Genomic DNA, 21,599 nt, shown 5'->3' with positions numbered 1-21,599 from the left:
ATTTGCTCTATTTTCAACTTTTTTAGTTCCCCAATCAAAGCTACGCTAATTTGATAGACATAGAAAAAATCGCAAATGGTGAGCATTTAGAGCAACACAAATTTAAAAGCAATGAAAAAGATTGGGCTCTCACACTTTTTCATGCTTTTTTCGGTATTTTATGGGCCTATTTGCTGACGAAATGCTAGAAATCGAATAACAGATTCAGACTGTAAAAAAATCCTAAACTCAGCAAAATACTGAGTAATAATTTTCTCGTCAAAAGAGTGATGAACAGCGTAAAAATTGCCCCATAAAAATAACTATTTTGAAGTATCCCTTTCCAGTGCTCACCTTCAAAAAAAACCAGTGGCAAACAAATCGAAACCATCAGACAAGGCGCCGCATATTTCAGCATGCGTGTCGCAAATTTAGGCAGGCGAATTTGAGTTTTAGGCTCTAAAAATAAATACCGATTAAAAAAGGTCACACAGGTCAAACTCAGAACAAATAACCAGGTCATGTTTTAGTCCTCTGCTTGATCAAAGAGCGCAGCAACCCACATCCCACTAAACCCAGCCAGCAAAATAGCTGATCCGAGTTCTAACCAACTCAAAATCAGCACCATGATCGACGAACACACCACGCCATAAATTGCGGCTTTATTTTGAATCAGCATCACTGCCATAACTAAAAAAACCACCACAATTGAAAACTCTAAGTGGAGATTCGAAAGATCAGGTACTTTATTTGCAAGCAAAATACCCATTAAACTAAACAGCACCCAACTGACATAAAAGCTGAATCCCGCACCCAACATATAGGCATAAGACGGCTTTTCCTTCAGCATCGCGGTAGCGTAGAGTTCATCGGTCAGCAAAAAACCGATGCTCAATCTTCTTTTGAGTGACCAAGGCTTCACCTCTTCTCTTAGACTCAGTGCATAAATAAAGTGCTGGCTGGTTAGGAAAAACACGGTGATCAGAATACTCAGTAAAGATGCACCCGTCATGAGCATGCTCAAACTGACTAATTGTGCTGCACCTGCAAACACTAACGCCGACATGCCTACAGCTTGTATGACACTTAGGCCCGCATTAATCGCTGCTGAGCCTGCCAATATTCCCCATGGAATAACCGCGACTGAAAGCGGCAACATATCTTGCACGCCACGGAAAAAACCTAAACTTTTCTGTTGGATCAATTGCAACTGCACAGCAGCACTCCATTTTTCAATTCATTGGAGTCAATATGCGGCATGGCTTAGATGGCTTTCTTGAATGAAATTGCTGTTATTTTAAATTTTATGTGCCAGATATTGTGCAGGCGTACAGCCTAAAGACTTTTTAAAATGACGAGTGTAATGGCTTTGATCGGAGAAACCACAGAGTTGTGCGACTGTCGCAATCTCACAGCCTTGTTTGAGTAAATATAAAGATTTACGTAAACGAAACTGTACCAACCATGCATGAGGTGGAAGTCCAGTAAACTTTTTAAATTGACGCAGTAAATGCCATGGGCTCATCCCAACGACAGCGGCAAGTTCGGCCAATTGATGCTCTCTTTCAGGTTCCGCAGCAAGTAGTTCTTGTACCAAGACCACTTTACGCTGCGCTTCGGGTAAGTCTTTTAATATTTTCTTAGATTGATTATAACGGCTTAATAAATAAGCCAAAGTTGAAATATATAAGCTCTGCTTAAACAGTGTATTTTTCGGCTGTAATAACAAATCGAACAGCAAATTCAATTGTTCCGCTAATCCTTCATCATGAACTACAGCTTGCGGAAACCACGGCATAGTACCTGCTTCATGAAAAAAATCTTGACTCACCTCTTGGATCATTTCAGGAGTCGGATAAATTGCCCGATAACACCAACCAGTTTCAACAGCAGAAGAACCCGTATGTACCTCATCAGCATTCACTAAAATAATGTCGCCTTGCGGTGCAATATGCTGATTTCCGGTGCGTAAAAAAGACTGCGCACCTTCATCAATTAAACCAATACAATAGCCTTCATGGGTATGTTTTGAAAACTGCGTATGTTGATAGGAGGCTTTTAACATTTCAAGACCATCAAGTTCTTGAACATGATGGTAATTTACAAATTCACTGGTTCTGATTTCGTGCATGAGTTGGCCTCTCCTGAACACTCAGCATACTGCGATTCAGCAAAACGTATAGAACAAAATTGCTCTACTACTGATAGGTTTTCCCCTGGTGTTTTAACCAACCACCTTCATGGCGCTGTTGTGGATCGTGATGTGTCCAGTGGATCACCCCGCCTTTTTCACTATATTCGTATTCACCATTGAAACCAACGATATCGCCTTTTTGTAAGCGCTCAATGCGTGGTGCCAAATCAATATTATGTGCAACCAAAACCGTCATTGCATTAGGGAGTTCTACAATAAATTTTTGATGACGAGAACCGTCATTATCATCCTTAAGCACAGCCACAACACGCCCTTGTGATTGAACTTGAATATTACTTTTCCGGCTTTGAAACGCTTGGGCAATTTTTGTTGTGCCATCAAGCACTTGATTTTGCGGTTTACTGGTCTGTGTAGAGGGTTCTACCGCGACTGATGGTGTCGATGTTTGTAATTGCTTTACTTGAAGATCGATTCCGAAATACACAGCAATCAATAGTACGATCACCGCACCAATACTCAGGTTGGTTTTGTTGGCCACTTATCTACTTCCCCGTTTTATTTTTATTTATTGTATAAAAAAAGCCCCAAAGGGGCTTTTTTTACTCAAAATAATTTTTCAATTATTTTGCAGCAGCTTGAGCAGCAGCAACTTCTTCAGCGAAAGAAAGTTCAGCTTTTTTCTCAATACCTTCACCCACTTCAAAGCGAGCGAATTGAACAACTGTAGTACCAGTTGCTTTAAGAACGTCAGCAACTTTCTTGTCGTTGTCGATTACGTACATTTGACGATCAAGAGCAACTTCGTTCAAGTATTTCTCAACTGAACCAGTTACCATTTTCTCAACGATGTTTGCAGGCTTACCAGATTCGATTGCTTTAGCTTCAGCAATTTCTTTCTCTTTAGCGATAAGTTCAGCAGATACACCTTCAGCAGAGATAGCAACTGGGTTGAATGCAGCAACGTGCATTGCAATACCTTTACCAGTCGCTGCATCACCTGTGTAAGATACAACAACACCGATTTTTAAACCGTGTTTGTAAACTGCAAGGTTTTCGCCTTCAATGATTTGAGCACGACGAACTTGGATGTTTTCACCGATTTTTTGAACAAGAGCAATACGCGCTTCTTCTACAGTTGCACCATCTTCAAGTTTCAATTCAGCAATTTTAGCAGCATCAGTTTCGCCAGCAGCTAACGCAGCAGCAGCAACTTGAGCAGAGAAACCAGCAAAGTTTTCGTCTTTAGCAACGAAGTCAGTTTGGCAGTTTACTTCTAAAAGAAGCGCTTTGTTACCGTCTTGAGCGATAGTGATTGCGCCATCAGCTGCAATGTTACCCGCTTTTTTAGCCGCTTTAGCTTGACCAGATTTACGAAGGTTATCAATCGCTAATTCGATGTCACCATTCGCTTCTGTTAATGCTTTTTTACATTCCATCATTGCAAGACCAGTACGATCGCGCAATTCTTTAACCATGCTTGCTGTAACTGCAGTCATGTCAATCTCCTAAATACGGTAGAAAATGAATTCTTTTTAGAACAGAAACGGCCCAGAGCTGTCTCTTGGGCCGTCTGCATACATGACGCTTACTTTGCCACCATCACATGTCGCAAAAATGACAAGCTTACGTCAAACGCATTAAGCCTCAGGAGCTTCTTTAGCTTCTTCAACTTTAGCTTGTGCATTTGCTTGTGATTGAGCATATTCTTTACCAGCAAGAATCGCATCAGCCATAGCAGAAGCATACAAAGTAACTGCACGGATCGCATCGTCATTACCCGGAATAACGTAGTCTACGTTGTCTGGGTTAGAGTTTGTATCAACGATACCGATTACAGGAATACCAAGGTTTTTAGCTTCTTTAATTGCAATTGCTTCGTGATCAACGTCGATTACGAATAATGCGTCAGGTAAACCACCCATGTTCTTAACGCCGCCTAAAGCGCGTTCAAGTTTTTCCATCTCACGAGTACGCTCTAAAGCTTCACGTTTAGTAAGCTTAGCGAAAGTACCATCTTGAGATTGAGTTTGAAGGTCTTTAAGACGGTTGATAGATTGGCGAAGTGTTTTCCAGTTCGTCAACATACCACCTAACCAACGGTGATCAACATATGGTTGACCAGCACGTTGTGCTTGTTCACGGATGATGTTAGAAGCAGCACGTTTCGTACCAACAAACAATACTTTATTCTTTTTGCTAGCAAGGTTGTTAACAAAGTTCAAAGCATCATTTAACGCAGGAACAGTGTGCTCAAGGTTGATGATGTGAATTTTGTTACGCGCACCAAAGATGTATTGACGCATCTTTGGGTTCCAGAAACGTGTTTGGTGACCGAAGTGTGCGCCTGCTTGAAGAAGGTCGCGCATGCTTACGTTGTAATCTGCCATTTTCTTTACCTTAAAGTTTGGGTTAGGCCTCCATATATCCGCATCCTCCACCCTAACGGGCACCCAGAGAAATGTGTCGATATATGTGCGGATTTTATTGCCCCATCGCACAAAGCCCGTGAAATTTATTCACGAAAAAGCATTTGATAAAATGGGCGGCTATTTATACCATAGTCACACACAAATTTCCAAAAGTTTTTAGAGATCATGAACAGTACTTACGAAGCACCCCGTCGACTCATCAAAAGCGCTGAAGACATCGAAAAGATGCGTGTGGCTGGACGACTGGCGGCTGAAGTCTTGGATATGATCAAGCCACATATTAAACCAGGTGTGACTACACTTGAGTTAGATACGATTTGTCACGATTATATTGTCAATAAACAAGACGCGATTCCAGCATGTTTAGGTTACGGTGCAGCACCGGGTCGCCCTGCTTTCCAACATGTGATTTGTACTTCTGTAAACCATGTGGTCTGTCACGGCATTCCTTCAGATGCAAAAGTGTTGAAAAAAGGCGATATTTTAAATATTGATGTGACGGTGATTAAAGATGGTTTCCACGGCGATACCAACATGATGTACATCGTGGGTGGCGAAACTTCTATTCTCGCGAATCGTTTATGTAAAGTGGCACAAGAAGCGATGTACCGTGGAATAGCAACAGTGAAGCCGGGTTCAACCATTGGCGACATTGGTCATGCCATTCAACAATATGTCGAATCGGAACGTTTTGGTGTCGTACGTGAATACTGTGGTCACGGTATTGGAACTGTGTTCCATGACGAACCTCAAGTCTTACACTATGGTCAGCCAAACTCAGGCATGATTTTAGAAGAAGGCATGACCTTTACCATTGAGCCAATGGTCAATGGTGGTGATTGGAAAACTAAATTACTGGGGGATAAATGGACGGTAGTGACCAAAGACCATAGCTTGTCTGCACAGTATGAACATACATTATTAGTCACTAAAAACGGGGTTGAAGTGTTAACTGCACGTCCTGAAGAAGATTTATCACGCTTTCAGTCTTAAAATGCTGTCATTGGCATGAAATATGATGCCATCTGTCAAAAAGACCACCTACTGGTGGTCTTTTTTATGACTAAGCAAATATTGGATGTGAAATTTATTCTTTATTTTACAAACAGCTAGAATCAAAAAATATTCAGCAGTAGCTTTCTATTACATGCATTCATCTGTAACAAAGATTGCAAGCTAGTAACACGATCACACAAAATAGGTTTTGACATTCACAAATGTCAAAAACACATCTCCTTTAAAAACAACAGCTTTATCGTAGCAGCAACCTTAATAATACGCTCTATAAAAACGAATAGTTAATTTGGACATGGAGTCCCAGAATGAAAAAAACATTGCTTTGTGTAGCAACGTCTATTGCTGCTTTACCTATGCTCACACATGCAGATTCACCTTATTTTAGTCTACAAGATGGTGATGGATTTAAACGCTTTTCTGTATCGGTAGGTGCTTTACATGTCATGCCACAAGGTAAAGCTCAACCTTTCCGAGTTAACACATCGGTTAAAGAAGGTGAAACTGCAAAAGTTGGAGATATCGAAGCACAAACGGTGCTCGACAATATCAAGCCAGGAAGTAGCGTCAATCCTCTATTAAAGGCCACTCTTGATGGGCTAGCTTTAATTAATGCTGATGTCCCCTCAGCACTAAGTGGAACTGCTGAAATCCGTGGACTCAGTCAATGGGACAACCCAGGTACGGGTTTAGAAGCCGATGATGTCACCACATTGGGCATCATGACCAATTACTTTTTTACCGACAATATTTCTTTTGAAATGAAAGCAGGGATTCCACCGAAAGTCGATTTACAAGGTAAAGGAAAAATTTATGCGCCTTTTTCAGCAACTGCAACACCTATGGGCGGAGCTTTAGGAAATTTAGAACTTGAAAATGATATTTTCATTACCGATTTGGAAGCACACGGCCCTGCGGCATCTGCACGTGCGTGGACACCTGCTTTCGAGTTCCAATATCACTTTGGTAAAACAGGGGTGAATAAATTCCGCCCCTATGTCGGTGTTGGAATGATGTATGCCTACTTTAATGAGCTGGAAATTAACCCACAAACTGAAAAAGACTTGATTGCAGCAGGTCATATGATTGCCAATATTAAAGAAGGAAATGCTGGTGCATCACTTGAAGGGAAAAAGAGTTCAGCCAATCCCAAAGTTAAGCTAGAAGCAACCGATGCCTTCGCGCCTATTGCAACTGTCGGTTTCACCTATGACTTTAACGATAAATGGTTTGCTGTCGGCTCGGTGTCCTATGCTCATCTTAAAAATGAAACCACGATTACCGTCAAAGATGCTACGCACGGTGAACTAATCAAATCTACAGCCGACATTGAAATTAACCCCATTCTGGCGTATGCAGGGGTGGGCTACCGGTTCTAAGCTTCAAACAACTACCAAAAAGACGACACCAAGTCGTCTTTTTTCATGAATATTCATTGTTTTTATTGATCAAATAGTCAATTTTTTATCATCGCTTTCAGCAAATAATTCACTTAATATAGCGAACTCTAAGCTCATTTTTTGGTTGAAATATGTCAGAAACTCGTTTTTCCAAACCGCTGATTTATATGCTCATTGGAAGTGCAATAATTCTGGCATTATCACTGGGTGTCCGACATGGCTTTGGACTCTACCTTGTTCCTATGAGTGATGAGTTTGGCTGGGGACATAATGTTTTTAGTCTAGCGATTGCGATGCAAAACCTGATTTGGGGCGCTGCGCAACCCTTTACAGGTGCATTAGCAGATAAATATGGCTCTAAAATCGTGGTTGCCGTCGGTGGTGTGTTGTATACCATTGGTTTGCTGCTCATGGCAATCAGCTCTACGGGTTGGTTACTCAACTTAAGTGTCGGTCTTATTTTGGGCCTAGCATTATCTGCCACCTCTTTCTCTGTATTATTATCTGCAGTGGGTCGTGCTGCACCGCCTGAAAAACGTAGCCTTGCTATGGGTATTGCCAGTGCAGCGGGTTCTTTTGGGCAGTTCATTATGCTGCCATCCACCTTACTGCTGTTACAAAACTTTGGCTGGTCTGCGGCGTTGGTCGTTAGTGCACTTTTAATTGCGATGATTGTTCCACTGGCCTGGATGCTCAAAGCTCCGGCCTTTGTTGTACTGAATGCGTCAATCAATCAAGTTCAGCTCAGTTTTAAAGATATTTTAGTCATTGCGAAAAACCATAAACCATTTTGGTTCCTATCACTTGGTTTTTTGGTCTGTGGCTTTCAAGTGGTCTTTATAGGTATCCATTTACCTGGCTATTTGATTGACCATGGTTTTAATGCAACCACAGGAACTGTTTTCTTAGCACTGGTCGGTTTATTTAATATCGTTGGTACTTACACTGCGGGCTGGCTAGGTGGGAAATATTCTAAACCAAAGTTACTGATGGGCTTATATGGACTCAGAGGCATTGCCATTATTGCCTTTTTGATGCTCCCGCTCAGCACATTCACCATCTATAGCTTTGGTGTAGTGATGGGTTTATTATGGTTATCTACAGTGCCTTTGACCAACGGTATTGTGGCCAATATGTTTGGTATTAAATATCTGAGCATGCTGAGCGGCATCGTGTTCTTTACTCATCAAGTCGGTTCATTTTTCGGTGGATGGCTAGGTGGTGTGAACCATGACGTGACAGGTAATTATGACTTGATTTGGCTGTTCTCTATTATTCTGAGTGTTTTTGGCGTACTGGTACATTTCTTTGTCGATGAAAAGGCGGTTGTCCATGACTAATTCATTTTTATGGCTCAAATGCGGTATCGGCATTAGTATTATTGCGTTGTTTGCTCTGGCGATTAGCCTTTGGCTGAATACGCCTGACCTGTTTGAGTATTTTAATCAGGCATTTTGCGCACATTAAATCTGCATATTTTGAGCTCAATATTTCATTATAAAAGAAAAGCAATATAATCATCAGCTTAGTATTTTTTAAATTTTTTCATAAGTTTAGAACTTCTTTTAATTTTAAGATTACACATATTTTGATTACATTTTCTCTAGACCCTATATCTAGAGAAAATAATCAAAATGACCGCATTAACTCAACTTTCACAAGCGATTCATGATGCCCCGCGTTGGCATCAACCTGAACAATTTCAAAATCCAGAAGAAATACAAATTATCCCACTGGCGGAAGAAGCCTTAGGTGCTGTGGTTTTTGGTTTAGATGCCCGTAAAGCCCAAGCAGGAGAGACCATCTATCGCTTAAAACAAGCTTTGGCTGAACATCTGATTTTAATTTTTAAAAACCAAACTTTGGATGATCTGCAATATTTAGCCTTTGCCAGCTATTTTGGTTCTATTTTCCGCCCAAGTGCAGACAATCCTGTGCTGGCTAGCCAGACTGACACTGGTGTTCCACCCGATGTGGTTCCTGTTTCCAATGCGGTCGGTCAAGGCAACTACACCGGCCATGGCGAACTCACCCCACATGCCGATCAGCAGTGGACACCGCTTCCCTCTTTTGGCTCTCTGCTCTATGCCCTTGAGCTTCCTCAAGACGGCGGACAAACCTCTTGGTTCAATACCATCAAAGCTTATGATGCACTTCCCGATGACGTCAAAAAGCAGATCGACCAGCTACAGCTGATTACTTATAACCCATTCGTCCGTGCGCAAAGTAATATAGGCAATACGGGTTATGGAGACAGCCCTTATTATCGCTTTAAAGATCAACCCATTTTAGGTCATGCCTATCCTCATCCCTTAGTCCGCACACATCCAGAATCTGGGCGTAAAGCGCTTTGGCTCAATACCCGTTCGGAAGTTGAATTACTCAATGTCGATGATAGCGAAGGCAGTGAACTGATTGCTGCCCTCCGTGCGCACATCCTCAAACCTGAGTTTCGTTATGAACATCACTGGGAAACTGGAGATATTGTCTTTTGGGATAATCAGGTGACACTACATTCACGTCGTCCCTTTCCTGTCGATCAACGTCGCTTACTCAAACGTATTAGTCTTGCAGGTGGACGTCCTTACTAAGCGATAAATAAAATGAATAATTGATTGGTATGACACCAAAATGTCACGATTGTTTTAGATAATCTGTTAAAAAACCAATAAAAAAGCCCATCGTTTGATGGGCTTTTTTATTTCTATGACTTAAGCATTGCGTTTCGCAAAATCATCCATAAAATTCACTAGCGCTTGAACGCCTTCTAGTGGAACTGCGTTATAAATACTTGCGCGCATCCCACCAACTGAGCGGTGACCTGCAAGATTCAACAAATGGTTTTCTTCAGCTTCTTTGAGGAAAAGTTTCTCTAAATCTGGATTCGCCAAAGTAAACGGCACATTCATAATTGAACGGTTTTGCACAGCAATTGGGTTTGCATAAAAATCGCTTGCATCGATATAACCATAAAGCAGTTTTGCCTTTTCAAGGTTCACTTTATGGATCGCCTCAACACCACCTTGTTCAAGCAACCATTCAAACACTAAACCTGATAAGTACCAAGCATAGGTCGACGGTGTATTGACCATGGAATCATTCTTCGCTTGCGAAGCGTATTTCAAAATGCTTGGAATTTCAGGTTTGGCTTGATCTAGCAGATCTTCACGAACAATAACCAAGGTTAAACCCGCTGGGCCAATGTTCTTTTGCGCGCCTGCATAGATGATACCGAATTTAGTGACATCAACAGGTGCAGACAAAATACTTGAAGACAGGTCTGCAACCAATGGCGCATTGGTTTCTGGAATAGCCGCAAACTGAAGACCACCAATCGTTTCATTGTCTACATAATGCACATAAGCCGCATCTTGAGATAAGTTCCAAGTGCTTGAGTCTGTAATGGCAAGTTTTCCATCAATTTGCGTACCCGCTTCAATGACGTTGATATCACCATAACGCTGCGCTTCTTTCAGTGCTTTCTCAGACCAAATTCCAGTATGGATATAGTCCGCTTTGCTGTTTTTACCCAACAAATTTAAAGGAATCGCGGAGAACTGAAGTGAAGCACCACCTTGAAGGAACAAGACTTTATAGTTCTCTGGAATGTTCATGAGTTTACGTAAATCTGCTTCTGCTTTTTCAGCCACAGCAACATAGTCTTTACTACGGTGACTCATTTCCATGATGGAAAGACCCTTGCCTTGCCAATCAAGCATTTCAGCTTGTGCTTTTTCTAAAACGGCAGTAGGTAATGCAGCAGGACCAGCACAGAAGTTGTACGCGCGCATGATTTTTCCTTTCAAAGTGAAACACAATAAAATGATGGCATTTAACCACAGATAGCCAGTGCTTGCAGTAAATTCAACTGAAAATATTTCAATGTAATCTCACCTTTACAGTCAAAAACTCAATCAAGATCAACGATTCAGTTTTAACTCAGCACTGCTCAATCAATTACAGCAGCGCTTTCCCATTCACCTAAGCTCAAACGAAAGTATTTCCTTTGCTTAAAAATGTCGCTAATCTATTGATATACATTTGCAAATTAAACAATTCAGTAACTGAGTCAGCATTCAGAACAGTTAGATTATGCGTATAATGTGCAAAAACATAGAAAAGAGTCGTGCTCATGCCACAAAGACTATTCAACATGCTTAATACACCAGCCAACAAATACTTATTGCGTACATCACTGCCATCAATCTTGTCATTAAGCATGTTCGGTCTCAGTCTCGGAATCAGCTCGACAACTTTTGCCGCATCCATCAGCTATCAACAAGCTGAGCAAAGTGTATTACAAGACTCGTATAGCACACAGGCCACCCAAGCCTTACAACAAGCCTCAAAACTAGAAGCTGAAGCGGTCAAGGGTTTGGGGCTCCCCCGTATTGATCTGAACGTACGTGCCTATGCTTTTCATAATGAGCTGGATGTCCCACTTGGTGCACTCAAAAATAATTTAGAACACACACTTTCTCAAAACATTAATGACCGTATAAATCAACAAAATTTACCACCTAATATTTCTGACCCTTTAAAAGAAGGTATTAATCAAACCATCCATAATGGTGTCGGGCTTATTCCAGACAACTCTCAAATTACCTTAGAAGATCAAGTCATACGCCCAACCATTTCTGCAATGATGCCGCTTTATACAGGCGGATTAACCTCAAGTGCGAAACAAGTCGCCAATATCAAAGCCAAACGTAGCGAACTCAATACAAAACAACAGCAAGACCTACAACGCTTTGAGCTGATTCAAGCTTATTTCAATGTCCAACTGCAAAAACAGTTACTCGCGTCTAGCCAATATAATTGGCATGCAATGCAAAAACACTATGACAATGCACTTAAACTTGAACAACAGGGCTTTATTAGTAAAGGCCAGCGCATGCAATTTGAAGTGGCAAAAAACAATGCACAACGCAGTGAGCAAGCCAGTCAGGCCAATTTAAAAGCCAGTTTATTTCAGCTGAATAACCTTTTGCAAAGCAGCCAAATTACTGAGCTCACCACACCACTCTTTATTAACAGTACCCAAAACCAAGATCTGAATACCCTACTCAGGTCATATGCAGATCAATCGGCTTTAGTACAAAAACTGCAAATGGACACTCAACTGGCACAAGCCAATGTCACAGCACAAAATGCCGCTAAGAAACCACATATTTTTGCCTTTGGTGAATACAGTCTGGACGATAAAAACAACTGGATCGTTGGCTTAGCCGCACAGTACAATCTGTTCTCAGGCATTGATAAAAACAAAAATGTCCAAGCAGCAGAATTACAACGCTACGCTTCTGAACTGATGACAGCACGGACTAAACAAGAAATTGAAAATGTGATTTATAAATCGTATAGCGAAGCCACCACAGCGCAGCAAAGTGATCAGTTATTACAGCAAAATATAAAAGCAGCGCAAGAAAATTTACGTATACAAGAACTGTCCTTTAAAGAAGATATGGGAACGGCGACACAAGTGATCGATGCACAAAATATGCTCAGTGCTTTAAAAGCAGAAACCGCGCTGAATGCCTATAAATATGTCATGTCACTGGCGACGCTTCTACAAAGTCATGGTTCGATCCATCAGTTCCAAACCTATCTTCTGCAACCCAATACACGATTTATTCGTTAATTCTTTGATGAGAGCCATTTAATGAATCAAGATCAAACCCAATCTGATCCGCAAGAAACTGAAAAACAAGAAGATCAAGCGGTGCCATCAACAGAGGAATTAACCACAAATGATACTCAAGAGCAGGTACAGACTGAGAGCGAACAGATTGAGCCAGCATCAGTCAATACGAACACCGAGCAAAAGTCCAAAGCGATCAAGCTAATTGGGGGGCTTTCTCTTATTATTCTATTCATCGTGATTGCTTTTGGACTGTGGAAGGCCTATCAACCGAAAACGGTTGAAATCCAAGGTCGGGTTGAGGCAGAAACGATCCATGTTAGCACCAAAGTGCCGAGTCGAATTGATGAGATTTATGTACATGACGGACAGAAGATCAGCAAAAACCAAGAACTCGTTCGACTGTATAGCCCAGAAGTCGATGCCAAAAAACAGCAAGCATTGGCCAGCTTACAGGCTGCTTTAGCACTCCAGTCCACCGCTGACCGTGGCTCTCAGGAAGAAAATATTGCGAGTTTATACGCCAACTGGCAAGCACTGAAAGCACAGCAAACTTTGGCACAAACCACCTATCAACGTGGTGCAAACTTGTACCAACAAGGTGTCATCTCACGCCAACGTCGCGATGAAATGCATGCTGCGGCGCAATCAGCTGCCCAAATGACAGAAGCCGCATACCAACAATATGCTCGGGCTGAACGTGGCAGCACTCCACAGCAAAAAAGTTCAGCAGATGCGCAAGTGCAAATTGCAAAAGCAGCTGTTGCTGAAGTCAATGCACTTGAAGCTGAAACCAAACTACTCTCGCCCATTGACGGTACCGTGTCTAAAACCTATGGCAAACCCTCTGAATTGGTAGCAATGGGGGTACCGATTGTGAGTATTATTCAAGATCGCGAGCTTTGGGTATCACTGAATATTCGTGAAGACCAATACGCCAACATCTATCAGGCAAAACAAATTGAAGGCTTTATTCCAGCCTTAAACCTGAATACCAACTTTAATATTAGGAATATTGATGCCGAAGGCGAATTTGCCACCATTAAGACCACACGCCAAACAGGAGGCTATGACATTCGTAGCTTTAAAGTTCATTTGACGCCTGCGCAAGCCATTCCAGACCTAAAAGTTGGCATGAGTGTGTTGTTTAAAGTCAAAGAGAGCAAATAATGCTAAGCGGGCTACTGCGGGAACTGAACTATTTACTGAAACATAAGTGGGATCTATGTTTAGTCACGCTTGCCCCACTGTTTATTATCGTGCTGTTTTCCAGCATGTTTGCCCAAGGTAAACCCGAACATTTGCCTGTTGCGATTATTGACCAAGACCAAAGTGAACTAAGCCAAAATATACAGCGCTACTTGAGACTCAACCATACTTTAGATGTCGCCATTGTCAGTGATCAAAACACCGAAGTTGAAAAGCTGCTAAACCAAACCAAAGTTTGGGGTTACGTCAGTATTCCCCATGGCGCCGAACAACGTTTTGTTCAAGCTAAAGATGCTGAAATCAGCATTGCCTATAACCAAAGTTACTTTAGTGTGGGTAACACCATTTCATCAGCCATGTTACTCAGCACAGTTGAAGCCATGGCAGACTATGCTGGTGAAAGCTATTTAGAAAATACGATCCCTTATTTAGATGTACCTACACCACACGTTAAAATTTCGACCTTATATAACCCAAACTTGAGTTATGAGTTCTATTTAGAACCCTTTATGATTCCTGCGATTTTACATTTATTGCTCTGCTGTTGTGTCGCATTTTCAGTCGGTCAGGAATTTAAGTTTCATACAACACAAAACTGGCTAAACAAGCAATCTGCTTTTAAAGCCATCCTCACTAAAAACCTGACCTATGTACTTATTTTTAGCTTATGGACATGGGCGTGGATGTTTTGGCTGATTGAGATTCGCGGTTGGTTTGTTGCAGGTCAGCTTTGGTTGATCATGTTGGCACAGCTTTTATTTTATAGCGCCTATGCTTTGATCAGTAGTACCATTGTTTTAGCCACCAATAATTTATCCAAAACCTTTGGGTTAATTGCTGTGTATGGCGGCTCATCACTCAGTTTTTCAGGAGTGACCCTCCCCTTAAATAACGCACCACTATTTACCAAATTTTGGGCCAATATTATCCCTTACACACCTTATGCCAAACTACAAACCGAACAATGGGTCATTGGTAGCCCAATCAGTTCATCGCTGTTGCCTTTACTCATACTTATCCTCTATGTGGTCTTTTACGCTGTGACCTCTGTCCTGCTGCTCAAAAAAAGAATCAAAGGAGCAGTATCATGAAGTCATTTTTGCACTATTACCTCAAGACATTTAAAGACATTATCGCCAATCAGTCGATTTTAACCACGCTCATCCTCTCGGTGATTTTCTATAGTGTTTTCTATCCGACTGCCTACAAAGCACAGCAAGCAGAAGCTTTGCCGATTGTAATTGTGGATGAAGAACAAAGTATCGTGACCAATAACATCATTCAGCAAGTTTCGCTCAGTCCAAATGTTGAAGTGAAAGCTGTGACAGGCAATTTCCTCGATGCTGAAAATATGATTAAACAACAGCAAGCCGATGGTATTTTGCTCTTACCCGAAAATCTTTCCAATAGTCTTCGGCATGGCGAAGTCGGGGGGATTGGGCTCTATCTCAGCGCGGCAAACTTTTTAAAAACCAAGCAAATTGGACTAGGTCTGGCCACCTCAATTGAAAATGCTGTACGCGAACACATGGAAAAATTTGGCAATATTTCGCACTTTTCACCAGCCATTTCTATTCATCAAACGCCGCTTTTTAACACCATGTCGGGTTATGGCAGTTATATTTTCCCCGCCATTGCTCCGCTGATTATTCATCAAACCATCGTTCTCGGTTTAGGGATGTTATTGGCCGGATACCGCGAACAGAAATGGCGACCAACGACGACGGAATTTTTTGCGATTTTTTGCGCCATTCTGACCATTGGTATGCTCGGTTGTTTATATTTATTTGGCTTTATTTATTGGCTAAATGACTACCCACATGGGGGAAATTTTAGTGGCATGTTACTGGCCGTGCCGATTTTTATAGGCTGTATCGTGGCTTTAGGCATGTTGATTTCAACATTTTTCGATATGCCTGAGCGCGCAGGACATGTCATTGTATTTACCTCTATTCCGCTATTTCTACTTTCAGGAACAGCATGGCCACACGCCGCAATGCCCGCTTGGATGCAATACTTGGGCAATGTTTTGCCATCGACCCAAGGGATTCAAATGTTTATTCAACTGAACCAAATGGGTGTACCAACTGCACTTATTCTGCCGAAACTACTGTATCTCTTTGTATTTGGTATAGCTTGCGCAGCATTTGCTTATTGGCGTCTCAAGCGTCGCTAAATTTTAGAACGTATTGATAGCAATCCTACCCATTTAATCCGTTGAAGCCCCATAAAGTTTGACATCAAAGCTGCGAATTTTTGTGCTTCCGCCGGCTTTGTCAAAACCAACATCGTATTGAACTAGGTTTTTATTGCTATAAGCATACTCATAGGTAACTGCGTACAAACTTGGCTTTTCTGTCGATTTTTCAATGTGTTTCGATACAATTTTTTGAGTCGTAATGGCTTGTTTAGGAATCGATTTTGCAAATTTGCGCATGTCTTTTTCATGAGTTTTAAATTCACGCTGTAACTCTGGCTCAAAATAAGTATAGAGCTGCGGAAAATCACCCTGAGTAAAGGCTTGATAAGCTTGCTGAGCCACTTGCTCTTGAGCAGGACTCGGATTTGGGATCGAATCCAATGCCTGTTGTCCCAATTTATCACACGCTGTTAAAGCCAACGCACAACTCAAAACCAGTAATTTTGCTTTCATAAAATCTTATCCACCACTAGGTCATCGCTAATATGAAAAAGGACGCCGAAGCGCCCTTTTCTTTTTCATTCAGTTAGTCTTCGTTCGATGTATTGGTATCTGTAGTATTTTCAGATGCATCTACATTTACTTCGTCAACCACAGTTTCTTCAGTTGTTTCAATAGAAGCATCTAAAATATCATCTTCGACTTCAACTGCTTCAACAGCAACGACACCGACCAAGATTTCTTCATTACCTAAACGAATCAGACGTACACCTTGTGCATTACGACCCGTTCTAGCAACTTCAGAGGCACGAGTACGAACTAAAGTACCGCCATCAGAAATCAACATCAACTCTTTAGATTCATCAATTGCAACCGCACCGACCAACTCACCGTTACGTTCAGATGTTTTGATGGCAATAACGCCTTTACCACCACGTTTCTTGGTTGGGAAGTCATCAACTGGCGTACGTTTCCCATAACCATTTGCAGAAGCACACAGTACTTCGCCTGTTTCAGGTACAACAACTAATGAAACAATACGGCTCGCCACATTTAAATCAGAAGATTCTTCATCATCTGAATCTGTGTCGGTTTCAACATCATCTTCGGTCTGGGCTGCAGCTAAAGTGACACGCATACCACGCACCCCTTTTGCAGTACGTCCCATCACACGTGCATCAGTTTCAGAGAAGCGAATTGCTTTACCTTCATTTGAGAACAACATGATTTGCTGTTCGCCATCGGTGATTGCAACACCAATCAAGGTATCTTCTTCTTTCAGCTCAATTGCACGTAAACCGTTTGAACGAACATTACTAAATTGCTCTAATTCAACACGCTTGACTGTACCAGATGCTGTTGCCATAAATACAAAGAAATTCTTACGCATTTTCTCTGCAAGATCAGCAAATTCAATAACCGTTTCATTATCTAAATCAGTTGTTGAAAGCTCAACACCCAACTCTTTCAATTGCTTACGTAATGCATCAGAGAGTTCATCAGCATCTTCAGCCAACTCATCGAATGAAGCTTTTAATGCTTCATAATGCGCGTCGATAATACTATTTTCACGTAATGTCGCGACATTGCTACGCACAAAGTTTTTGAACTCAGCTAAGCGTTCTTTAAATTTCTTCGGCGCATCAATCACAGGAAGAATTGCTGTGATGGTCTCATCGGCATCCAGTGGCAATAAGTTCACCATTGGGCGACCTTTTGAACCACGCGATGCTTGAGGCACTTCAAACACTCTCAGGCGATAGACTTTACCAACATTGGTAAAGCACAACACTGTGGCATGGTTAGAGGTCACAATCAGATGCTGGATGTAATCATCTTCTTTCATCGATGTCGCAGATTTACCACGCCCACCACGACGCTGCGCAGCATAGTCTGAAAGTGGTTGAGTTTTCGCATAACCTGTTTTTGAAACAGTCAGTACCACTTGCTCTTCAGGAATTAAATCTTCACGAGAGAAGTCAATACGAGACTCAACAATTGCGGTACGACGAGCATCACCGTATTGTTGCAAAATTAAAGCTAATTCTTCTTTAATCACGGCCATCAATAAATTGAAGTCATTTAAAATCGCTGTGAGTTCAGCAATTTGACCTAAAATTTCAGTATATTCAGCTTGTAACTTGTCTTGTTCAAGACCCGTTAAACGATGTAAACGAAGCTCAAGAATCGCACCAACTTGCGCAGGCGATAAACGATAAATCTGACCATCTAAACCAAATGGACGGCTTGGATCTTCACCTTCAATTTCGTCTGGACGTACAGAAACAGAACCTGCTTTTTCAAGCAATGCAATTACATTTCCTGCTGCCCACTCACCTGCTTGTAAACGCTCACGCGCCTCAGCCGGATTTGCAGAAGTTTTAATGGTTTCAATGATCGCATCAATATTTGCTAATGCTACCGTCAAACCTTCTAAAATATGACCACGTTCACGTGCTTTACGCAACTCAAACATCGTACGACGCGTCACCACTTCTTGGCGGTGACGAATAAATGCAGCAACAATGTCTTTCAAGTTCATTAACTTTGGCTGGCCGTTGTCTAAGCACACCATGTTAATGCTGAAAGAGTTTTCCAACTGCGTGTTTTGGAATAAGTTATTTACCACAACTTCAGCGTTTTCACCACGCTTTAAATCGATGGCAATACGCATCCCGTCTTTGTCAGATTCGTCACGTAGCTCAGAAATACCTTCCAGTTTTTTCTCTTTCACCAACTCAGCGATACGTTCAATGGTTTTCGCTTTGTTGACTTGATATGGAATTTCTGTGAAAACGATCGTGGTACGACCTGTTTTTTGGTCTTCTTCAAAGTGGTATTTACCACGAATATGCAAACGACCTTTACCCGTACGGTAAGCATCAACAATGCCCGCTTTACCGTAAATAATGCCACCTGTAGGAAAGTCTGGACCCGAAATATATTCCATCAATCCTTCAATTGAAATATTTGGGTTTTCAGCATAGGCCAAACAAGCGTTCACTACTTCAGTCATGTTGTGCGGCGCCATATTGGTCGCCATACCCACAGCAATACCTGTAGTACCGTTAATCAGTAAGTTAGGAATACGCGTTGGCATCACTTGCGGAATACGTTCAGAGCCGTCGTAGTTGTCTTCCCAATCCACCGTATCTTTTTCAAGATCGGCAAGAATTTCATGAGTCAACTTACGCATACGAACTTCGGTATAACGCATCGCAGCTGCGCTATCGCCATCGACCGAACCAAAGTTCCCCTGACCATCAACCAATTGATAACGCAAGCTAAAGTCTTGAGCCATACGAACAATGGTTTCATAAACAGCAGAATCACCGTGTGGGTGATATTTACCGATCACATCACCAACCACGCGGGCAGACTTTTTATAAGCTTTGTTGTAGTCATTACCCAATTCGTGCATTGCATAAAGCACACGACGATGAACAGGTTTTAGACCATCTCGAACATCTGGCAAAGCACGAGAAACAATCACGCTCATTGCATAGTCAAGATACGAGTTCTTGAGTTCATCCTCAATCGCAATCGGTCTGATTTCCGATACGCTCATGCATACTCCTTATTCTACAAACGTAAAACCGCTTGCATTTATATGTCGTAAAACTTGCAAAATTATTAGTTCAAAATACTGAACTAAAAACTGAAATATAGCCGCAAATTATAGCATAAACACTCTGATTTTTGTGCCACGTCACCACAGTTAATCTCGTTAATTTTCTTTAATTTAGGGGTTATTTTTTACACATGTATAGGATGAACATTTACAGCTCCATCACATTCCCTATTAACGTTGCGTAAAATGCAAAAAAGCCCTCATTTTTGAGAGCTTTAAGCCATGTCTTGCCTATCTTTGGACTTACTGATCGATCTCTTGCTTATCGCGCCGCATAATATGAAATGTCACCATAAACAAGCCCAATATTAAAGGAAACTCATATAGCTCCTCCATAAGGTCTTTATAAGCAATCTGATGTAAGAAAATTCTACCATAAATGCGGCTGTGCTCAATGCCGTCAGAAATAATCAAACGCAACACCGTGAGCAGCATTGCCCAAGCAGGAATCGTCATGCTCTTCATTTTTTTCGCAATCTCATCGCGCAATGGTTTAACCAACAACATAAATACGACTGAACCAATCAAAACCACCGAGATGCTGCGAAAATATACTTTTGGGACTTCGGGAAAAATTTTCTCTGCCCCAACTGGTGCTACGCCCAAATAGAAGCAACCACCACAGTACAGCCCAGATCCAAAAATACTTTTTACCCTCAGGCAGACGCATCGGTTGCATGTAAAAACAGCTAAATACAGCAAATATCAATAAAAGTAACGCTTGAATATTTTCCACGCCACATACAACAGCACCTCCTAAAAGAGGGAACTGTAGTTCAGCTAAGAATGGAAAGATAAACACAGAACAGACCAAGATACGCGAGTTTTGTGTAAGTTAAGCTTAAAAATGGATGGCAAATAAATCTAAATATTCAGATGCACACTCATCTTATGAAATGCTTAATTTTCATTATTATTTGCAGAATACAATGATTTTTTATAATGCCGAAGAATGATTTACGCGCATAAAAAAACGCTCCTGCACATAGCAGTTAAGCATTGCTTAAACTGCTTGCACAAAAGCGTTTTTTTGAAACGTTGTCAGGAATTAGATTTTAGATACTAACTCTGGAACAACGGTATTCAAATCACCTACTAACCAGTAATCTGCTACTGCATTGATCGGTGCTTCTTCGTCTTTGTTGATCGCAACGATCACTTTAGAGTCTTTCATACCTGCCAAATGCTGGATCGCACCAGAGATACCTACAGCGATATACAGATCAGGCGCAACAATTTTACCTGTTTGACCTACTTGCATGTCGTTTGGAACGAAACCAGCGTCAACCGCAGCACGTGATGCACCTTGAGCAGCGCCCAATTTGTCAGCCAATGGATCAAGAACAGTATGGTAGTTCTCACCTGAACCCACACCACGACCACCTGAAACCACGATACGCGCAGCAGTTAATTCTGGGCGTTCAGATTTTACGATCTCTTCAGCAACAAACTTAGAGATACCAGCATCTTTTGCTTCGCTTACAGCTTCAACCGCAGCAGAACCACCTTCAGCAGCTACAGGGTCAAATGCTGTACCACGTACAGTACCAACAATGATTGCTTCATCAGACTGAACTGTTGCAATCGCGTTACCTGCATAGATTGGACGCTTGAACGTATTTGCAGATTCAACAGCAATGATGTCTGTGATCATGCTGACATCAAGAAGTGCAGCCACACGTGGAAGAATATTCTTACCCGTTGTAGTTGATGCAGCCAATACGTGTTTGAAACCACTTTTAGCAATATCTGCAACCAAAGCTGCAACGTTTTCAGCCAATTGATTTGCGTAAACTGCATTGTCAGCAAGCAATACTTTGCTTACACCCGCAACTTTTGCAGCAGCATCAGCAACAGCTTGAGCGCCAGAACCAGCAACTAATACAGTGATATCACCACCGATTTTTTGAGCTGCAGCAACAACGTTTAAAGTTGCACCATTTAGTGCTTTGTTGTCGTGCTCAGCGATAACTAAAATACTCATGATTTTATCCTTCTGTA

Annotated in this window: 20 protein-coding genes; 9 read left to right on the top strand and 11 right to left on the bottom strand. The window is 41.6% G+C overall.

Annotated features, from left to right (window positions below; genetic code table 11):
* Nucleotides 1-184: 184 nt before the first annotated feature.
* The 6 genes from AC0KVP_RS04940 to rpsB all read right to left on the bottom strand — a co-directional run bounded on the left by AC0KVP_RS04940 (nt 185) and on the right by rpsB (nt 4,521).
* Nucleotides 185-502 carry an AzlD domain-containing protein gene (locus tag AC0KVP_RS04940; RefSeq protein ID WP_473339376.1) on the bottom strand — a complete coding sequence of 106 codons (318 nt, stop codon included), beginning with the start codon at nt 500-502 and terminating at the stop codon, nt 185-187.
* Nucleotides 503-505: 3 nt separating this feature from the next.
* Nucleotides 506-1,138, bottom strand: coding sequence for an AzlC family ABC transporter permease (locus AC0KVP_RS04935; RefSeq protein WP_473340423.1), 633 nt, complete (start codon nt 1,136-1,138; stop codon nt 506-508).
* A 138-nt stretch (nt 1,139-1,276) separates the two neighbouring features.
* On the bottom strand, nt 1,277-2,110 hold the full coding sequence (locus AC0KVP_RS04930) for an AraC family transcriptional regulator (protein ID WP_473339375.1): 834 nt from the start codon (nt 2,108-2,110) through the stop codon (nt 1,277-1,279).
* Between the two features lie 67 nt (nt 2,111-2,177).
* Nucleotides 2,178-2,672 carry a DUF3465 domain-containing protein gene (locus tag AC0KVP_RS04925; RefSeq protein ID WP_473339373.1) on the bottom strand — a complete coding sequence of 165 codons (495 nt, stop codon included), beginning with the start codon at nt 2,670-2,672 and terminating at the stop codon, nt 2,178-2,180.
* 82 nt (nt 2,673-2,754) lie between these two features.
* On the bottom strand, nt 2,755-3,630 hold the full coding sequence (gene tsf / locus AC0KVP_RS04920; RefSeq protein ID WP_004695824.1) for a translation elongation factor Ts: 876 nt from the start codon (nt 3,628-3,630) through the stop codon (nt 2,755-2,757).
* A gap of 141 nt (nt 3,631-3,771) precedes the next feature.
* The gene (gene rpsB / locus AC0KVP_RS04915) at nt 3,772-4,521 is read right to left on the bottom strand and encodes a 30S ribosomal protein S2 (protein WP_004982536.1); all 750 of its coding nucleotides are present in this window, start codon (nt 4,519-4,521) and stop codon (nt 3,772-3,774) included.
* A 207-nt stretch (nt 4,522-4,728) separates the two neighbouring features.
* Between rpsB and map the strand changes: the two genes are divergently transcribed.
* The 5 genes from map to AC0KVP_RS04890 all read left to right on the top strand — a co-directional run bounded on the left by map (nt 4,729) and on the right by AC0KVP_RS04890 (nt 9,568).
* Nucleotides 4,729-5,556 (top strand): type I methionyl aminopeptidase, encoded by an 828-nt coding sequence (gene map, locus AC0KVP_RS04910; protein ID WP_004695821.1) that lies wholly within the window; start codon nt 4,729-4,731, stop codon nt 5,554-5,556.
* 329 nt (nt 5,557-5,885) lie between these two features.
* Nucleotides 5,886-6,956 (top strand): OmpW/AlkL family protein, encoded by a 1,071-nt coding sequence (locus AC0KVP_RS04905; RefSeq protein ID WP_473339369.1) that lies wholly within the window; start codon nt 5,886-5,888, stop codon nt 6,954-6,956.
* Nucleotides 6,957-7,108: 152 nt separating this feature from the next.
* A complete protein-coding gene (locus AC0KVP_RS04900) occupies nt 7,109-8,317 on the top strand; it encodes an MFS transporter (RefSeq protein WP_473339366.1) in 1,209 nt (402 codons plus the stop codon).
* Nucleotides 8,310-8,444 carry a hypothetical protein gene (locus AC0KVP_RS04895; RefSeq protein ID WP_004982541.1) on the top strand — a complete coding sequence of 45 codons (135 nt, stop codon included), beginning with the start codon at nt 8,310-8,312 and terminating at the stop codon, nt 8,442-8,444. The genes AC0KVP_RS04900 and AC0KVP_RS04895 overlap by 8 nt, the downstream gene beginning before the upstream one ends.
* 167 nt (nt 8,445-8,611) lie before the next feature.
* The gene (locus tag AC0KVP_RS04890; RefSeq protein WP_473339363.1) at nt 8,612-9,568 is read left to right on the top strand and encodes a TauD/TfdA dioxygenase family protein; all 957 of its coding nucleotides are present in this window, start codon (nt 8,612-8,614) and stop codon (nt 9,566-9,568) included.
* A gap of 120 nt (nt 9,569-9,688) precedes the next feature.
* Here AC0KVP_RS04890 and serC read toward each other — a convergent pair whose 3' ends face one another.
* The gene (gene serC / locus AC0KVP_RS04885; RefSeq protein ID WP_325086462.1) at nt 9,689-10,768 is read right to left on the bottom strand and encodes a 3-phosphoserine/phosphohydroxythreonine transaminase; all 1,080 of its coding nucleotides are present in this window, start codon (nt 10,766-10,768) and stop codon (nt 9,689-9,691) included.
* Between the two features lie 341 nt (nt 10,769-11,109).
* On the opposite strand from serC, the gene AC0KVP_RS04880 reads away from it, so the two are divergent.
* Genes AC0KVP_RS04880 through AC0KVP_RS04865 form a run of 4 tightly spaced genes read left to right on the top strand, consistent with a single transcriptional unit; the run spans nt 11,110 to nt 16,003 of the window.
* Nucleotides 11,110-12,618 carry a TolC family protein gene (locus AC0KVP_RS04880; protein WP_428840979.1) on the top strand — a complete coding sequence of 503 codons (1,509 nt, stop codon included), beginning with the start codon at nt 11,110-11,112 and terminating at the stop codon, nt 12,616-12,618.
* Nucleotides 12,619-12,639: 21 nt separating this feature from the next.
* Complete coding sequence (locus AC0KVP_RS04875; protein ID WP_473339357.1) at nt 12,640-13,788, top strand: HlyD family secretion protein; 1,149 nt, start codon at nt 12,640-12,642, stop codon at nt 13,786-13,788.
* On the top strand, nt 13,788-14,918 hold the full coding sequence (locus AC0KVP_RS04870; RefSeq protein ID WP_473339355.1) for an ABC transporter permease: 1,131 nt from the start codon (nt 13,788-13,790) through the stop codon (nt 14,916-14,918). Before AC0KVP_RS04875 ends, AC0KVP_RS04870 begins: the two co-directional genes overlap by 1 nt.
* The gene (locus tag AC0KVP_RS04865; RefSeq protein ID WP_279669805.1) at nt 14,915-16,003 is read left to right on the top strand and encodes an ABC transporter permease; all 1,089 of its coding nucleotides are present in this window, start codon (nt 14,915-14,917) and stop codon (nt 16,001-16,003) included. The genes AC0KVP_RS04870 and AC0KVP_RS04865 overlap by 4 nt, the downstream gene beginning before the upstream one ends.
* 33 nt (nt 16,004-16,036) lie before the next feature.
* Here AC0KVP_RS04865 and AC0KVP_RS04860 read toward each other — a convergent pair whose 3' ends face one another.
* From AC0KVP_RS04860 to AC0KVP_RS04845, 4 genes are all read right to left on the bottom strand, one after another.
* Nucleotides 16,037-16,480 carry a DUF3887 domain-containing protein gene (locus tag AC0KVP_RS04860; RefSeq protein ID WP_184118058.1) on the bottom strand — a complete coding sequence of 148 codons (444 nt, stop codon included), beginning with the start codon at nt 16,478-16,480 and terminating at the stop codon, nt 16,037-16,039.
* A 73-nt stretch (nt 16,481-16,553) separates the two neighbouring features.
* On the bottom strand, nt 16,554-19,535 hold the full coding sequence (gene gyrA, locus AC0KVP_RS04855) for a DNA gyrase subunit A (protein WP_473339353.1): 2,982 nt from the start codon (nt 19,533-19,535) through the stop codon (nt 16,554-16,556).
* Between the two features lie 306 nt (nt 19,536-19,841).
* Nucleotides 19,842-20,204 carry a hypothetical protein gene (locus tag AC0KVP_RS04850; protein WP_473339351.1) on the bottom strand — a complete coding sequence of 121 codons (363 nt, stop codon included), beginning with the start codon at nt 20,202-20,204 and terminating at the stop codon, nt 19,842-19,844.
* A 442-nt stretch (nt 20,205-20,646) separates the two neighbouring features.
* The gene (locus AC0KVP_RS04845) at nt 20,647-21,582 is read right to left on the bottom strand and encodes an FAD-binding protein (RefSeq protein WP_473339350.1); all 936 of its coding nucleotides are present in this window, start codon (nt 21,580-21,582) and stop codon (nt 20,647-20,649) included.
* Nucleotides 21,583-21,599 lie beyond the last annotated feature (17 nt).

The organism is Acinetobacter sp. DL27 (genome assembly GCF_055810995.1).
The sequence above is the reverse complement of the archived record's forward strand: the minus strand, read 5'-3'. Positions and strand labels throughout refer to the sequence as shown.

What these genes read in the sequence shown, in the direction of transcription:
- AC0KVP_RS04935 (WP_473340423.1), bottom strand. Translation starts at nt 1,138, where the DNA reads ATGTTGCCGCTTTCAGTCGCGGTTATTCCATGGGGAATATTGGCAGGC.
- AC0KVP_RS04900 (WP_473339366.1), top strand. Translation starts at nt 7,109, where the DNA reads ATGTCAGAAACTCGTTTTTCCAAACCGCTGATTTATATGCTCATTGGA.
- rpsB (WP_004982536.1), bottom strand. Translation starts at nt 4,521, where the DNA reads ATGGCAGATTACAACGTAAGCATGCGCGACCTTCTTCAAGCAGGCGCA.
- AC0KVP_RS04865 (WP_279669805.1), top strand. Translation starts at nt 14,915, where the DNA reads ATGAAGTCATTTTTGCACTATTACCTCAAGACATTTAAAGACATTATC.
- AC0KVP_RS04870 (WP_473339355.1), top strand. Translation starts at nt 13,788, where the DNA reads ATGCTAAGCGGGCTACTGCGGGAACTGAACTATTTACTGAAACATAAG.
- AC0KVP_RS04860 (WP_184118058.1), bottom strand. Translation starts at nt 16,480, where the DNA reads ATGAAAGCAAAATTACTGGTTTTGAGTTGTGCGTTGGCTTTAACAGCG.
- tsf (WP_004695824.1), bottom strand. Translation starts at nt 3,630, where the DNA reads ATGACTGCAGTTACAGCAAGCATGGTTAAAGAATTGCGCGATCGTACT.
- AC0KVP_RS04930 (WP_473339375.1), bottom strand. Translation starts at nt 2,110, where the DNA reads ATGCACGAAATCAGAACCAGTGAATTTGTAAATTACCATCATGTTCAA.
- AC0KVP_RS04905 (WP_473339369.1), top strand. Translation starts at nt 5,886, where the DNA reads ATGAAAAAAACATTGCTTTGTGTAGCAACGTCTATTGCTGCTTTACCT.
- AC0KVP_RS04895 (WP_004982541.1), top strand. Translation starts at nt 8,310, where the DNA reads ATGACTAATTCATTTTTATGGCTCAAATGCGGTATCGGCATTAGTATT.
- AC0KVP_RS04890 (WP_473339363.1), top strand. Translation starts at nt 8,612, where the DNA reads ATGACCGCATTAACTCAACTTTCACAAGCGATTCATGATGCCCCGCGT.
- AC0KVP_RS04880 (WP_428840979.1), top strand. Translation starts at nt 11,110, where the DNA reads ATGCCACAAAGACTATTCAACATGCTTAATACACCAGCCAACAAATAC.
- AC0KVP_RS04940 (WP_473339376.1), bottom strand. Translation starts at nt 502, where the DNA reads ATGACCTGGTTATTTGTTCTGAGTTTGACCTGTGTGACCTTTTTTAAT.
- map (WP_004695821.1), top strand. Translation starts at nt 4,729, where the DNA reads ATGAACAGTACTTACGAAGCACCCCGTCGACTCATCAAAAGCGCTGAA.
- serC (WP_325086462.1), bottom strand. Translation starts at nt 10,768, where the DNA reads ATGCGCGCGTACAACTTCTGTGCTGGTCCTGCTGCATTACCTACTGCC.
- gyrA (WP_473339353.1), bottom strand. Translation starts at nt 19,535, where the DNA reads ATGAGCGTATCGGAAATCAGACCGATTGCGATTGAGGATGAACTCAAG.
- AC0KVP_RS04845 (WP_473339350.1), bottom strand. Translation starts at nt 21,582, where the DNA reads ATGAGTATTTTAGTTATCGCTGAGCACGACAACAAAGCACTAAATGGT.
- AC0KVP_RS04875 (WP_473339357.1), top strand. Translation starts at nt 12,640, where the DNA reads ATGAATCAAGATCAAACCCAATCTGATCCGCAAGAAACTGAAAAACAA.